We start from the raw sequence: 13,643 nt of genomic DNA, 5'->3' as shown, positions 1-13,643 counted from the left end.
ATTAGTCCCTCCTTATTGCAATAAAATCTGTTTCAATTTCAACTACACTTCCTGAAATACTTGCATGTATAGTAGCGCCTAAGCTGCCTTCAGGAATTTTACCTATTTGTTGGCCTAGCTCAACATGATCACCGACGGAAACAACAGGAACCGCAGGTGCCCCTACATGCTGCCTCGTCGAGATGTGTACTATTTCTGAGTTTACTTTAACTGCTGTCACAGGAGCTGGCTTATCAAAATTATTCAAACCTAATCTAGCTATAAGACGTTTACTTGGAAGCAAACGATATTCTCGACTTTTACGGGCTGTAAACTCTGACTTCTTCGGTCTATATCTTATATTTTGCTCTGCCAGTTTTTCTTTGAAATAGGTATTTGCAAATTTAGGATAAAGCCCTGCTGGGCATGAAAATAATTCACATAAATTGCACTGACAACAGAGCTGTGCCACCTTTTGACCTTCAATATCAGTTAGTGCATAATTTAAAGCATTCATCATCTTGTGGGGCTGCATTTCATGTCCAAGCAGATAACGAGGACACATATCTGTGCACATACGGCACTGTTCACAGGCAGACCTGTTAACTCTTCTTGCCTGCTCAAGACTAACAGATTTTTTTCTTACTAGATAATGATCTTTTTTTAAAATTACAAATCCCTTATTTTTCTTAGTAACATACCCGTCTAAATTGCTCATAATAGAACCCATCATAGGACCACCATCGATAACTGCATAATTATCGAAGTTTTCAATGCCACTTAACTTTAAGACATCTATAATAGGTGTACCTACTGGAACTTTAACTGTTAAAGGCTTAGGAATATCACCTGCAACTGTAATGTACTTTTGTGTAACTGGCTCTTTAATAGATGCATAGTATATATTTAATGCAGTTTCTGAGTTGACTACTACACATCCGACTTGAATTGGTATACCAGCTTCTGGGACGATCCTGCCTGTTAGTTCGTAAACTAGTACCTGCTCATCACCTGCTGGATAGATATCTGGTAATTCTTTCACCTCAACAAAGTTCCCTAGCTGAAGTGCATCAATTCTCTCCTGCAATATAGAAATTACTTTTTTATGCTTTTCTTTTATACCTATAAGAGCTTTACTTGCACCAACAAATTTCCCTGCTGCTTCAAAGCCTTTTATAATTTCATCTGGGAACAACTCCATCAGCTGCTGATCTACCCTTAATAAAGGTTCGCATTCAGCCCCATTAAGAAGTATATATTCAGCCTTTGATTCAAGTTTTACATGGGTAGGAAACCCTGCCCCTCCTGCGCCGACAATACCGGCTTCTCTTACCATATCAAGAAGATTCATTATTGTACCTCCTGAATTTATTCAAAATTACAATCTTCATCAATAATTCCGATAACAGCTGCATCAACTGGAATATCATCATTACCTAACATTCTACGTGCTGCTGATCCCGTGCAAATAATAACTCTATCTCCAATGCCGGCACCAATGTTATCTATAACTATTAACCGCTGACCCATATTACTACCGCCAATTACTTCTGCCAACATAAATTTTAATCCATTCAGCGAATCTGCTTTTCTAGTTGCCCATACATTATCAATTAACCTTCCAGCTAACATATAGCTTTCTCCTTTTCTAAATTGCATTTAATCTCCAAAATAGCTGATTCAACAGAAGCTGTATCACCAAAGATCGCTATCATTATCATATTTTGTGGACAACTTCCTCTAATATCTGCTACTGTAACACCAACAGCTTTCTCTGCAATATCAGCTGCACAGATCATATCTATCATTCTCCCCTGCACCAGACCAATAGCATCGACACAACTTAGGGTATTATTAACATCTGTTCCTAGTCGTTTCATAAGAATATCAATAGTGCCTTTTGATGGAGATTTAATAACTCTAAATTCCATAATCAAACATCTCCTAATCTATACTTTCTTGTGTACAGCTAAATGCTATTCCTAAAGGAGTTACAAACATAGGATTTTGAGGCTTATGAGTAAAAATACCTGTGTTTTTTTCTATAATGTCTTCAATGCCTGTTAAACAGCAAGTTCCTCCAACTAAATATATTTCCTTCACATCATGATTCTTAATATGTTGATTTATAATAGATGATATTTTTTCAACTACTGGCTTTAATACAGGTAATAGCTCTTTATGATTTCTAGGCTCTCTTTTATATAGCTCCGCTTCTTTAAATGACATTCCATATGCACCAGAAACAACTAAAGAGAAATGAGTACCTCCCGTTGGCTCATCAGCAATATAGACAACTTCACCATTTTTTAGTATTGAAATTCCAGTTGTTCCACCACCTATGTCAACCACTGCACCATTCTGAATCCCAAGAACCTTATTAGCTGCTGTAGGTTCATCAAGGAGATTAGTTAACTCAAAGCCAGCAGCCTGAACCACATTTTTAACTGCTCCTGAGTCTAAAATATCTGTTCCTGGTGGTATTGCAGCAGCTCCATAAATTAGTTCTGCATCTAATTTTACTTCAAGCTCCTGTTTTAATTCTCTAACAACTTTTATCGCACCAATATAGTCTACAACCATACCATCACGAACTACATCAGCATATCGGTAAGCACCTGCAACTGGCTTATAGTTTTCATCTAGAACTGCCAAAACAACACATGCAGTACCTAAATCTACTCCAGTGTAGTAAACTGAAGATTTACTTACAATTGGTTGTTCCACTACATCTTCGAAGTCTCGGATAAGCTGATCACAATATTCATAATTTAAATCTCTCTTTGACATTTTTTCCCTCCAAAAATAGAACAAATCATTTGGGATAAGGTATTAATACTCTGATTAACCTTCCCGATAACCCCTTTGCAAAATTCATTTTCACCGTCATTGTTCTCAAATAGTTCTAAAACAAAAGGTTCTATCTCTCTAAGAGCACAACGTAATCTATGCAGAATAATGATATCTCTACCTTTTTCTAATTGTATGTGGAACTCTGTTATTTCAAAGCAGTCATCCAAATCATCATAAATATTACCTACTGTTATGCCTGTACATTCCTTACAACAGAATGTTTCAACAGTATCCTTATTTAAGTCACTTTTAATATTTGAAAATTGTTTGCCTAAATTTATAACACTTTGAGCTAAAAAAACATCTCTACTTAAAAGTTCTTCTGCAGTAATAAGAAACAATACTTCCATTGATTTCATCTTTGTATAGAACATTTTCTGCTTCCAGTCATTTCTTGTTTCTATCTCATTATGCTGCATCTTCTCATCTTCAGTACCTTTTTCAATCAAGGAGTCACCCTCAATCATATTTATCCCTCGATCTAATAAAAACTGACGTCCTCCGGGTGTAAGTCTTTCTCCTGCTTTTATCTCATAAGTAGTAAAAGGTTCTTTTCTAAATAAGTTCCGTAAATCTTCTTCGGTTATAAACTTCATATTAATTCCCCTTTACTTTTCTTGTCTTGAAAACAAGCGTTCTTTTAATGCTCCCATACCTTTTCCCATTGGAACACTTATTTTATAATAAGGCTCCTCTACTCCTATTTCTTTTAACTGCTTATAGCATAACTTCTCGTTTTCTAGCATTAAATCAACTTTAGTTATTACACCGATTACTGGACATCTAAAAGACCTTGCAAAGCCAGGTGAGTACACATTATCACATCTTGACTGATCCACTAATATTAAAACATGGGATGCATCTTGAGATACTGAAATCAGATGCTTATACATCCATGTATTTTCAATATAAGAACCGGGAATGTCTATAGTATTTTTTCCATAAATAATATCTTGGGTTTTTCTAAGTGGTCCATCATAATTATTTAACCAATTTGCCAATGTGGTTTTCCCACTTTTGGAAGGACCAATTATCATTACTCTTTTCTTTCTCATGTTCTCGTAATAGGTGCTGTAGTAAAATTCAGCAGAGTTTTTAATGTGTCATTTGCTGCATTAAGTGCTGTTTCCACTGACTGCACGTCTCCAGTAATAATTAAAGAGCCTGTAAATCTATCTAAAAAGCCGATTTCAACATCTGCTGCCTTTGTTACAATATCCGCTGCAATAATAGCAGTTTCATATGGTGATAGTGTTAAGATTCCAATTGCTCCCTTATCATCAATACCTAAGCGTTCATATATATCCTGCATAGGAGATGCAATAACGTGAGCGATTGTAACCTGCTTTCCAGGCACTGATTCTTGTATAATACGCTCTATAGGTTTTTCAATAATAGCTCCCATAAAAATTCCTCTCAGTCTATTTTTTATAGCCAATAGGAAATTATAAACCTCAAATAATTGTAGATAAATTATAACTTCCGTATATTGGTTTCATAGAAATCATCCTATAATCTTTCAATGGAAGATTTTTTATATAACCTCTAGTTTATTAATGCCTTACTACTGTAACTGGAAAATCATATTTCTTAATCCAGCCTTCAATTCTTTCTAAATCCTCATTGTTTAATGATACTTCTCCCTTTATTGGGTATTCCATATCTAACTGCTTGTACTTATTTACACCCAATTTATGATAAGGTAGCAGGTCTATTCCTTTGAAGTTCTTGTAATCCTTATAAGGCATTAAAAATTGTATTACTCTTTCAATATCATCCTGACTATCGTTTACACCTTTTAAAAGAGGCATTCTTACCTTTACATTATACCTACGATGAAGCAGTTCCTTTAGGTTTTCTAGGATTCGCTCATTACGTACCCCTGTTAACTGGTAATGTTTTTCCGAGTCGATATGCTTTAAATCATAAAGGAATAAATCAGTAAATTCAGCGACTTGAAGAATGGCCTCAGCCTTTGCATAACCACAGGTTTCAATTGCAGTATTTATTCCTTCATGTTTGCATGCCATAAGCAGGTTTGCAGCAAACTCCGACTGCATTGTTACCTCTCCACCGCCCAAAGTGACACCGCCGCCTGACATGTCATAAAATGCTGTATCTTCTTCTATTGTTTCTAAAAGCTCCGATACGGTTTTTACCTGTCCTACAATGGACAAAGCAGCTTCAGTACAAACATCTTCACATTTGCGGCATCCTACACAATCAATATCTCTATTTATTACATGCTTACCTTCCTGATTAATAGAATGAATTCCAACGGGGCAAACAGATACACAAGCACCGCAATCAGTACAGGAATTGCCTTTAAACATAACTTGATATTTTTGTTCTAACCCTTCAGGATTGGAGCACCACTTACAGCGTAGGGGACATCCTTTAAAAAATACCAATGTTCTTATTCCTGGTCCATCATACATATTGTATTTTTGTACATTAAATATAACTGCTTTTCTTTCAATTGTAGCTGCCTTTTTATTACTCATACTGTCTAATCCTCCGTTTAATTCTTTCATAATAATCTAGTCTATCTGAGTCGGTACTCTATATAAACTAGAACACCGACCTTCAGATAAACTAAGACTCAGTTCAGCAGGAGTTTTAACTCCTGTTGAACGCAAAGTCGTGTTATCCAGGGGCTATTCAATTTTCATCTCCCACTTCTATAAGTGTGAGCTTTGAAATTGTAAGCCATCGGATAAATTAGATTAATTTTATAATAATCTTAACTAAAAGTGTGTAAGCATTGTTCTGCTTATTATTTCATCCTGTACATCCTTGCAAAGCTCTACGAAGAATGCACTGTAGCCTGCTACACGAACTATAAGGTCGCGGTACTGCTCTGGATGTTTCTGTGCTTCGATTAATGTATTGTTATCTAAGTAGTTAAACTGCATTTCACCAACACCTATAGCACAAGCAGTACGTAATAATGTTATAATGCCTTCCTCACCTTCTGCTGTATCTAATAGCCCTGCCATTAGCTTAAAGTTATGAACCATACCTAGGTTCATGTTATCGCAAGCCATTTTAGAAACAGATTTAATTATTGCAGTAGGTCCTTTAAAATCTGCTCCTTGAGTTGGGCTTATACCATCGGATAATGGTACCCAAGCTTTACGTCCGTTTGCGGATGCGCCAGTCAACTGACCAAAAGGAGTGTTGTTAGAAATAGATAGCGTACCATGGCACATAACAGAATATAAAGTTCTGTACTTACGATGTTCCTGCTCAGTAAAGTTAATTAGATCAGCAGCAATTAAATCTACATAGTCATCGTCATTACCATATTTAGGAGCCTTTAGGCAATCGTTTCTTAGTTGATCGTAGCCTACAAAATCAGCTTTTAATGCTTCATTCAGCTGTTGTAATGTATATTTCTTTTCATCATATACTAGCTTCTTAATAGCAGCCATAGAATCTACATATGTTGCTAAACCACTCCACACAACACCTGGACCAAAGTTATACATAGCACCACCAGCAGAAACATCCTTACCCTTTTCCATACAGCCTTCATACATGATGGACATTAAAGGCTTTGGAGCTAATTCTCTGTGGACACGCTGTGATATAACAGTAGCTATACCACTTAACTTTGTAATATATTTAATCTGCTCTTTAACAGCATTTTCAAAGTCCTCGTAAGTTTTAAAGTTATTTAAATCTCCCATATCAGGACAAACCTGCTTGCCATACCATAGTGGAACACCTTTGTTAAGAACTAGTTCAATAGCAATAGGCCATTGTGTGTAGGCTGTAGAAGTCCACTGATATAGACGGCCAGATTTTTGTGGTTCTACGCAACCCATTAAACAATAGTCACGGGCATCCTCTATAGAAACACCTTTTGCTAGCATCATCTTAATATGAACATCATCGAAATGGCACGCTGGGAATCCCATACCAGAGCGAACAACTTCAACAATCTTTTTTAAATATTTCTTAGGTGACTTACTATGAATACGTGTCGCTAAGGATGGTTGATAAATTTTAACGTGGCGAACTGCATCCATTAATAAATAGGTCAGATCGTTTGTTGCATCAAGACCTTCACGGGTAACACCACCAACGCACATATTAACAAATGGTTGATAACCTGCAAAGAATTTAGATCCACCTTCACTAGTAACCCACATCATTTCTGACATTTTAATTAACATACAACCTGATAATTCAAATGCTTCAAATTCAGACATACGTCCACTTTCTATATCTGCCTTGTAGAAAGGATACATATATTGGTCAACACGACCAATTGACATACCTGTTTGGTTTTCTTCAACTACTAACAAAGACTCTACAGTCCAAACAGCTTGAATTGCTTCCCAGAAAGTGCTAGGTTTATGAGCTGGAACTCTTTTATTTACTTCAGAAATCTTTTGTAATTCTGCCTTACGCTTAGGATTTGTCTCTTTTGCTGCTAGTTCAGCTGCATAATCAGATAAACGCTTAGCATAAATCATAACTCCTTCAGTAGTTTCAATAACAGCTTTATAGTAATAGATTTTCTCGATATCCTCAGGATTTTCATAACTTAGCTTATTTAAGTGGTCTTGTGCTTCCTTTTGAATATCTAACATGCCTTTTTTCATTAGGATTACATCATAACCTGGGTTTGAATCTCCACCACCGTTTAGTGCATGGTATGAACAGTCAGAAACAAAAGATTCCCCTGAAATCTCCCAAACTCCCGCATCACGATATTGGTCTTCACAGTATTCATCAACAGATTTACCTTTCCAGAATGGAAAAAGCTCTTCACGCATATACTTTTTATCTTCTTCTGATATATAAAATGGATCTTGAGGACGAGTACCGATTGTATCAATTTCATCTTCCATCCATCTCCATGCTATATCAGGAGAAAAAGCTCCAGCACGAGGTGCACCACAAGGAGCCCCAACAATTAACTCGTTTTCTTGAATTACTAAAGGTGCAGTTTCACAGCAATAGCGAAAACTTTTAGCTCTTAGTAAAGTTTTCGGCATACCAGGATTTTCCTTAGCAATCTTAGTAATAGCACGAGCACGATGTGTAGTTATAGTAGGTTGCCACTTTAAATAGGTTTCCTTTAGTCTCTTTAGGCGTTCTGTTATTCCATCTGGAACTCCCATATCTTTCGTATCTGACTGTGTGTAACTAGTAGTATCGTTTTTTGTGATTTCTTTTGAAATGCCTTCAAAAATCTTTATTAAAGATGATCGTTCCTCTGTAGACATATTTTGGGTGGCTTCTGCAAGTTTATTTGAAAATTCACGAATATCCAAAATCATTACCTCCAGTTCTTTTTTTATTATTTCTTATTTAACTATCTGATTGTATATATTTATTTACAATACTTAAACAAATCTAAATAACTATTTTATTTCTTTTAAAACCTTTTCTAAGATATGATGTAACATCTTAATTCCATCTTGATTATGCTCTTCGGCCTGCGGCATACAACCCATAGATATCTTTTCCCTTGTTAAAGCTCCATTAGTTATATCATCTATATTTCTGACACCATATCCTACTTTACGAATGTAAATTAGATTCATCGGTGAAACATTATCTGAGGTCATTCCCTTACCTGCTGATCCACTTCCAAGAGTTAAGGCAGGAAATAAATTGGTTGTTGCGCCTATACTTCCAAAGGAGGCTGGCGTATTTACAAGCACTCTGCCAACCGGCTTTTTCAATGCAAACTGGCGAATTACCTCTTCATCTTTAGAATGGATAACAAGGGTATGTCCATTTCTCTCGCTTAATAATAGCTCTATACATTTTTCGCAGGCATGCATCCAATCGTCTTCGATATAGTAAGCTAAAACCGGGCAAAGTTTTTCCCTAGAGTAAGGATTACTATCAGAAACATATTTCTGCTCAGAAATCAGTACTAATGTATTGCTTGGAACACAAAAGCCTGCTCTCTTGGCCAATTCTAATGCAGATTTACCTACCATTTCAGAGTCTACTCTTCCATCTGAATGAAATAACAGTAAACCAAGTTTTTGTGCCTCTTCCTCTGTCATGAAATATGCACCATTGTTTTGCATTTCCTGTTTAACCTCTGCTGCAATACAACTATCTACAACAATAGATTGTTCCGACGCTGATACCATTCCATTATCAAAGGTCTTACTGGCAATAATATCTCTCACTGCCTGCTTTATATCAGCTGTACGTTCAATAAATGCAGGTCCATTGCCATTTCCACCATAAATTACAGGCTTTCCAGACCTATGTGCCGCCTTAAGCATTCCTGGAACACCAGTGTTCATAATAAGGGAAGTTTCTCTGTGATTCATTAATTCTATTGTCCCAGCAGGTGTTACAGTGTGCAAATATGAAAGAGCCCCTGCTGGTAATCCATATCCTTCAGCAGCTCGTATCATAACGTCAAGAGCTTTGCCAATTGTCTTCCTCGCTCTAGGATGAGGCGAAAAAACAATTGCATTTCCTGACTTTATTGCAATTAAAGCTTTATATATAGTGGTGGAAACAGGGCTAGTTACGGGACTTAATGCAACAATTACACCCATGGGTACCCCTACATCCATAGTCTTATTCTCTTTATCTTCCTTAATAATACCTACACAGCGTATTTCTCTAAGTCTAGCTGGCAAATATTCGCAAACAAATCGATTCTTGATATATTTATCCTGCCATTTTCCATAATCAGTTTCATCTCGAGACATAACTGCAAGTTCGCAGGCATATTTTCCAACTTCTTCTGCCATACGCTCAACAATCTCATTTAGTTTTTCCTGTGGAAAAGTTGCCAGCATTTTATGTGCTTCCCTTGCATTTTCTATAAGAATTCGAGACTCTTGGATGGAGAGCAAATCATTATCTATAATGTTCATTTATCTCTCTCCTTTTCATTTCCATTAAATATCTATATAAAAGGTTTATTAAGCGTTCAAGATTTCAAGGGAATAGCGTGCAATAATTTTTTCAATATCTTGATGAGGACTTGCAATAACAACTGAGCTATAAACTTCAGAGCCCATATCTTCAACAGCTTTTATCCCAGTTTCTACAGCTGCTTTACATGCACCTACATCTCCCCTAACTAACACAGAAATATAGCCAGAAGCTACGTTTTCAAAACCAATCAATTCAACATCTGCAGCCTTGCACATTGCGTCTGCAGCCTCCAAAACATAAACTATACCAAATGTTTCTATCAAGCCTAAAGCTTTATAATTGCTCATACGTAGTTCCTCTCTCCCTTTTTATCTTATTTATCAATATCATATATTGATACGATATCTCCAATAGCTCGAATAGGTCTTGGCATAACATTTTGTGCTGTCAATTTACCTATTGCTGCTGCGGCAGCTGCTCCTGCTTCTACAGATGCCTTCACTGCGCCAACATCACCCTTTACCATAATCGTAACAAGAGTAGACCCCACGTTTTCATATGATACAAGTTCAACATTAGCAGCTTTTAGCATTTTATCTGCCGCCTCAATCGCAGGAACCATACCTACTGTTTCAATAAGACCTAATGCTTCTTCTCCGTAGTATCTCATCCTATTTTCATCCTTTCAAATCTTTATTGTTTAGTTTATTTTCAATCATTTTGCTCCTGCTTGATAAATGTCCATTTGTTATTTAAGCTCCTGTAATTTAAGTAAGAATCAAATTATCAGTCTTTAATATATTTATTTATTGTATCTGCACCTTCTTTGTGTGCACGATAGTAAATTCTTAACGCATTTGTTTTATCTAGTTCAAATCTTGATTCTTCAAGAAGACCATTAGCCTCTGCAGTCATTAATGCAGCTAGTACATCATCCTTATTTAAAGCCTTAAAGCTTCCATATTGACTCTTTAGAGCCTCAATAACTTCTTCTGTACAAGCTTCTTTTACCTTTGTGAAATGTTTTAAAATAGCATAGTTCAATGGTTTCATTAAGCTTGTCCTCCTTCTTTTTTAAATAAGTCCATTGGGTTCATTGCAATTACTGAAATACCAATTGCCATTAATACAGCAGCAACCCAAGCGACTGGAGGTAATTCCATGCCTTCCATTCCAAAGATTACACCTAATAAAATCCAGCTGAAGAAAGGTCCCCAGAATGAATAAGTACCATTACAAGCCATTCCTAGAGCAGCACCGCACATTCCATTTCCTTTATACCAGAACATAAAAGTATAATATGCACAAATACCAGATACAAGGAACCAAATCATTGCAGGACCACTAGTAAAGGCTTGAAGTGTTAAGCTCATGGAAAGCTTTGGATTTCCACCAATTATACCGAAGACTGGAAGTAAAATAAGTAAGTTTCCTAAACCAGATGTTGTTTGTCTGATGGTAATTCCAATTTCAGAGTCAATCATTGATGTTCCGAAACCAGCCACGCATCCTTCAAGACCCCATCCTAAAGCTGCAATCAATGCGATACCAATTCCAGTTACTAATCCCTCCGGTGCATCGCCACCAAGACCTGTACTACCAATTAAAGCACCAGCTGAAACACAAATCGCAACGCCGGCTACCATTCTCTTGTTCAGCTCTTGCTTGAATAAAACCTTACCTAAAACAGCACCAACTGCTGTGTTTAAAGCGGCAATTGGAATAACGATAGAACCTGCCTGTTGGATCGCAATAATGTATGCTGCACTGGCGATCGGTCCTCCGATTAACGCTGCCAAAATCATCATAACCCCAGGAACAGTTTTAATCGTTCTAAAAAAGTCACCCATCTTACCTTTAATTCCTACGTTGATCAATGCAAAAACACCACTGATACTATCATTTACTGCACTTCCTAATGCTCCTAGGACAAAAGTAATAAAGAAAGCGGATAAACCAGCTGTGTTAGGACCATACCAGTCAGCCCAAACTCCTTTTGCCATACCCAGCGTTAGAAACGCTGTATACAGTCCGTAAACAAGGCCAGATAATAAGCCGATTGTTACACCTTTTTTGAAGAACTGTGATGATAATTTGTTTTTAGCAGCAATTGCAGGTGCATTGGCTGCTGGTGTTGCTTTGTTCATTAGCAAAACTCCCCTCACTTAGGTTTTCTTTTGTTTTTTTATATCATCATTAAAAAACACGCTATAGTTTTGCATTTGTTAAAATAATAGCAAAATCTTGTTTGGGCTTGAGCTTTAGAAAGTTTTCTCTTAAAAAATTAAATTACAATTCCTGCAAAACTATATAAAAATATAAATATAATGATGATCTCTTTCCATAATTTTATGTGATTCTATAACTTTATGTGATTCTAATTATTTTAAGATTTATTTTTACTTAGCAATGATTACCTATGATTTTCTTAATTTTTAAACATTTTAATTTGTCATATTAATAATAACTTAACAAGGCATTTTTCCATGGCATAAATCGTACTACTTTGCTGTATAATATCCTTCAATTTCTTAGTGTTATTGTACTATCGTAACTTTTTTGTACTAATGGTATCGTATTTTGTTTTTTAGCTAATATGTTGTATACTTTGTTGTACTTTAAGCACATCAATATTCACATCCAAAATGAAATTTTTATTTCATAATATCTATAAAAACACAAAAGACACCTTGATTTCTCAAAGTGTCTTTTTTAAATTATCTAAACATTATCGCTTTACCAGTGATAAGTCCCTATATTATATATTATAAATGTTGCAGTATGATACATCATACAATAATCTCCCACAGAAGGAGTTATAAATATAACTGATTAATCCTTTACCATATCAGCAATGGAGTATTCCGATGAAACTGTAATTGCCTTTATGTTCTTTCGAAAACGTTCGTATCGAATGTAACAGTAGTCCAGAAAATCGTCACCATTGTAGTGTCTGATTAATGCCCATACTGTCCAAAGCAAATCCTGTGCTAACATAAAGCATTTTATTTTTAATACTTCTTCAGGTGTGGGTAATTGTCCATAGTAATCCAAAATAAGGTATTCAATTGACTCTTCTGTTAGCTTCGACTCCAGAATATACGCAGCCACATCCCAGCTTGGATCGTTCATTCCAGAATATTCCCAGTCTATAAGATATGTTCTGCCATTATTATCAAGAACAAAGTTTTCAGGAACTGTGTCGTTATGGCAGGGGACAGAAATTACATTTTTCACATTTTCTTTTAAAAAGTCAAGTAGTTGTTTTTTCAATGTAGTATAATCAAAGAAAAAATCACCGTTAAGCTTTTTAACTATCTGTTCATATTTATTTAACTCAGTCTGAAAATCAAAGGAGTTAGGAAAATACTTTGGGCTAGAGTGGGTTTTTTTCATTAAACTAGATACAGCTCTCAAGTTAGTAGGACAATGTGGATTTGAAAGAGCAATGTTTTTGCTGTTTTGAATGTATGCGCTAATTTTAATCCCGTTGATCTCATCAAAATAAATACACTCAGAATTCAATCCCAGCTCCGATGCAATATTATTATTAATCTTTTCAATTTTTCGGTCAATCATCTGATCTGTCATACCACCTGGTTGCCGAATAACATATTCCTTGCCCTTGATATTCATAATATAGTTGTAATTAGTAAGCCCACCTGTAAAACGAGATTTATCGAATACAATACTTTCATCGTTAAAAACGATACGTAGCTTTTTTTGTACTATTTCTTCTATTTTCATCAATAATTCCACCATACATATTAAAATTTATTATTTCTCATTATGAGGATCCAATTTTCAGATAGGTACAGCTTTCTAAATGAAAGCAATAACCTAAAAAGCGAGTCGTTAACCAATGGAAGTTTAATCTATTATAACAAGAATAGTCTAGAGAATCAATACATTACTTTATACATACTTCCAGTTCACGC

At 35.8% G+C, this 13,643-nt stretch carries 15 protein-coding genes; all 15 read right to left on the bottom strand.

The window, feature by feature from the left end; all coding sequences use genetic code 11:
• Nucleotide 1 precedes the first annotated feature (1 nt).
• Entirely contained in the window at nucleotides 2-1,330 is a 1,329-nt protein-coding gene (locus KQI88_RS06105; protein WP_216415468.1) for a 4Fe-4S dicluster domain-containing protein, read from the bottom strand.
• A gap of 17 nt (nucleotides 1,331-1,347) precedes the next feature.
• Nucleotides 1,348-1,611 carry a EutN/CcmL family microcompartment protein gene (locus tag KQI88_RS06100; RefSeq protein WP_216415467.1) on the bottom strand — a complete coding sequence of 88 codons (264 nt, stop codon included), beginning with the start codon at nucleotides 1,609-1,611 and terminating at the stop codon, nucleotides 1,348-1,350.
• A complete protein-coding gene (locus tag KQI88_RS06095) occupies nucleotides 1,605-1,910 on the bottom strand; it encodes a BMC domain-containing protein (RefSeq protein ID WP_216415466.1) in 306 nt (101 codons plus the stop codon). Before KQI88_RS06095 ends, KQI88_RS06100 begins: the two co-directional genes overlap by 7 nt.
• Before the next feature lie 13 nt (nucleotides 1,911-1,923).
• Nucleotides 1,924-2,769, bottom strand: a complete 846-nt coding sequence (eutJ, locus tag KQI88_RS06090) for an ethanolamine utilization protein EutJ (protein WP_216415465.1) — start codon at nucleotides 2,767-2,769, stop codon at nucleotides 1,924-1,926.
• The gene (locus KQI88_RS06085; protein ID WP_216415464.1) at nucleotides 2,751-3,428 is read right to left on the bottom strand and encodes an ethanolamine utilization protein; all 678 of its coding nucleotides are present in this window, start codon (nucleotides 3,426-3,428) and stop codon (nucleotides 2,751-2,753) included. Before KQI88_RS06085 ends, eutJ begins: the two co-directional genes overlap by 19 nt.
• 12 nt (nucleotides 3,429-3,440) lie before the next feature.
• The gene (locus tag KQI88_RS06080; protein WP_216415463.1) at nucleotides 3,441-3,887 is read right to left on the bottom strand and encodes a EutP/PduV family microcompartment system protein; all 447 of its coding nucleotides are present in this window, start codon (nucleotides 3,885-3,887) and stop codon (nucleotides 3,441-3,443) included.
• Nucleotides 3,884-4,237 carry an ethanolamine utilization microcompartment protein EutS gene (eutS, locus tag KQI88_RS06075; protein ID WP_216415462.1) on the bottom strand — a complete coding sequence of 118 codons (354 nt, stop codon included), beginning with the start codon at nucleotides 4,235-4,237 and terminating at the stop codon, nucleotides 3,884-3,886. Before eutS ends, KQI88_RS06080 begins: the two co-directional genes overlap by 4 nt.
• Before the next feature lie 148 nt (nucleotides 4,238-4,385).
• On the bottom strand, nucleotides 4,386-5,336 hold the full coding sequence (cutD, locus tag KQI88_RS06070) for a choline TMA-lyase-activating enzyme (protein WP_216415461.1): 951 nt from the start codon (nucleotides 5,334-5,336) through the stop codon (nucleotides 4,386-4,388).
• Nucleotides 5,337-5,579: 243 nt separating this feature from the next.
• The gene (cutC, locus tag KQI88_RS06065; RefSeq protein WP_334300597.1) at nucleotides 5,580-8,126 is read right to left on the bottom strand and encodes a choline trimethylamine-lyase; all 2,547 of its coding nucleotides are present in this window, start codon (nucleotides 8,124-8,126) and stop codon (nucleotides 5,580-5,582) included.
• An 84-nt stretch (nucleotides 8,127-8,210) separates the two neighbouring features.
• A complete protein-coding gene (locus KQI88_RS06060; RefSeq protein WP_216415459.1) occupies nucleotides 8,211-9,701 on the bottom strand; it encodes an aldehyde dehydrogenase family protein in 1,491 nt (496 codons plus the stop codon).
• A 48-nt stretch (nucleotides 9,702-9,749) separates the two neighbouring features.
• Complete coding sequence (locus KQI88_RS06055) at nucleotides 9,750-10,052, bottom strand: BMC domain-containing protein (protein ID WP_216415458.1); 303 nt, start codon at nucleotides 10,050-10,052, stop codon at nucleotides 9,750-9,752.
• Between the two features lie 26 nt (nucleotides 10,053-10,078).
• Nucleotides 10,079-10,375: a BMC domain-containing protein gene (locus KQI88_RS06050; RefSeq protein ID WP_212381425.1), complete on the bottom strand. Its 297-nt coding sequence runs from the start codon at nucleotides 10,373-10,375 to the stop codon at nucleotides 10,079-10,081.
• A 116-nt stretch (nucleotides 10,376-10,491) separates the two neighbouring features.
• Entirely contained in the window at nucleotides 10,492-10,758 is a 267-nt protein-coding gene (locus KQI88_RS06045) for a hypothetical protein (protein ID WP_216415457.1), read from the bottom strand.
• Nucleotides 10,758-11,582, bottom strand: a complete 825-nt coding sequence (locus tag KQI88_RS06040) for a hypothetical protein (RefSeq protein ID WP_330656090.1) — start codon at nucleotides 11,580-11,582, stop codon at nucleotides 10,758-10,760. Before KQI88_RS06040 ends, KQI88_RS06045 begins: the two co-directional genes overlap by 1 nt.
• 955 nt (nucleotides 11,583-12,537) lie before the next feature.
• Nucleotides 12,538-13,464 (bottom strand): choline kinase family protein, encoded by a 927-nt coding sequence (locus KQI88_RS06035; RefSeq protein ID WP_330656089.1) that lies wholly within the window; start codon nucleotides 13,462-13,464, stop codon nucleotides 12,538-12,540.
• Nucleotides 13,465-13,643: the final 179 nt, after the last annotated feature.

It is taken from the genome of Alkaliphilus flagellatus, assembly GCF_018919215.1.
Lineage (GTDB): Bacteria > Bacillota > Clostridia > Peptostreptococcales > Natronincolaceae > Alkaliphilus_B > Alkaliphilus_B flagellatus.
Note: the sequence above shows the minus strand (reverse complement) of the source record. Positions and strands in the feature narration are given on the sequence as shown.

Bases quoted from the DNA above. Each gene is read 5' to 3' on its own strand.
- KQI88_RS06105 (WP_216415468.1), bottom strand. From the start codon at position 1,330: ATGAATCTTCTTGATATGGTAAGAGAAGCCGGTATTGTCGGCGCAGGA.
- KQI88_RS06100 (WP_216415467.1), bottom strand. From the start codon at position 1,611: ATGTTAGCTGGAAGGTTAATTGATAATGTATGGGCAACTAGAAAAGCA.
- KQI88_RS06095 (WP_216415466.1), bottom strand. From the start codon at position 1,910: ATGGAATTTAGAGTTATTAAATCTCCATCAAAAGGCACTATTGATATT.
- eutJ (WP_216415465.1), bottom strand. From the start codon at position 2,769: ATGTCAAAGAGAGATTTAAATTATGAATATTGTGATCAGCTTATCCGA.
- KQI88_RS06085 (WP_216415464.1), bottom strand. From the start codon at position 3,428: ATGAAGTTTATAACCGAAGAAGATTTACGGAACTTATTTAGAAAAGAA.
- KQI88_RS06080 (WP_216415463.1), bottom strand. From the start codon at position 3,887: ATGAGAAAGAAAAGAGTAATGATAATTGGTCCTTCCAAAAGTGGGAAA.
- eutS (WP_216415462.1), bottom strand. From the start codon at position 4,237: ATGGGAGCTATTATTGAAAAACCTATAGAGCGTATTATACAAGAATCA.
- cutD (WP_216415461.1), bottom strand. From the start codon at position 5,336: ATGAGTAATAAAAAGGCAGCTACAATTGAAAGAAAAGCAGTTATATTT.
- cutC (WP_334300597.1), bottom strand. From the start codon at position 8,126: ATGATTTTGGATATTCGTGAATTTTCAAATAAACTTGCAGAAGCCACC.
- KQI88_RS06060 (WP_216415459.1), bottom strand. From the start codon at position 9,701: ATGAACATTATAGATAATGATTTGCTCTCCATCCAAGAGTCTCGAATT.
- KQI88_RS06055 (WP_216415458.1), bottom strand. From the start codon at position 10,052: ATGAGCAATTATAAAGCTTTAGGCTTGATAGAAACATTTGGTATAGTT.
- KQI88_RS06050 (WP_212381425.1), bottom strand. From the start codon at position 10,375: ATGAGATACTACGGAGAAGAAGCATTAGGTCTTATTGAAACAGTAGGT.
- KQI88_RS06045 (WP_216415457.1), bottom strand. From the start codon at position 10,758: ATGAAACCATTGAACTATGCTATTTTAAAACATTTCACAAAGGTAAAA.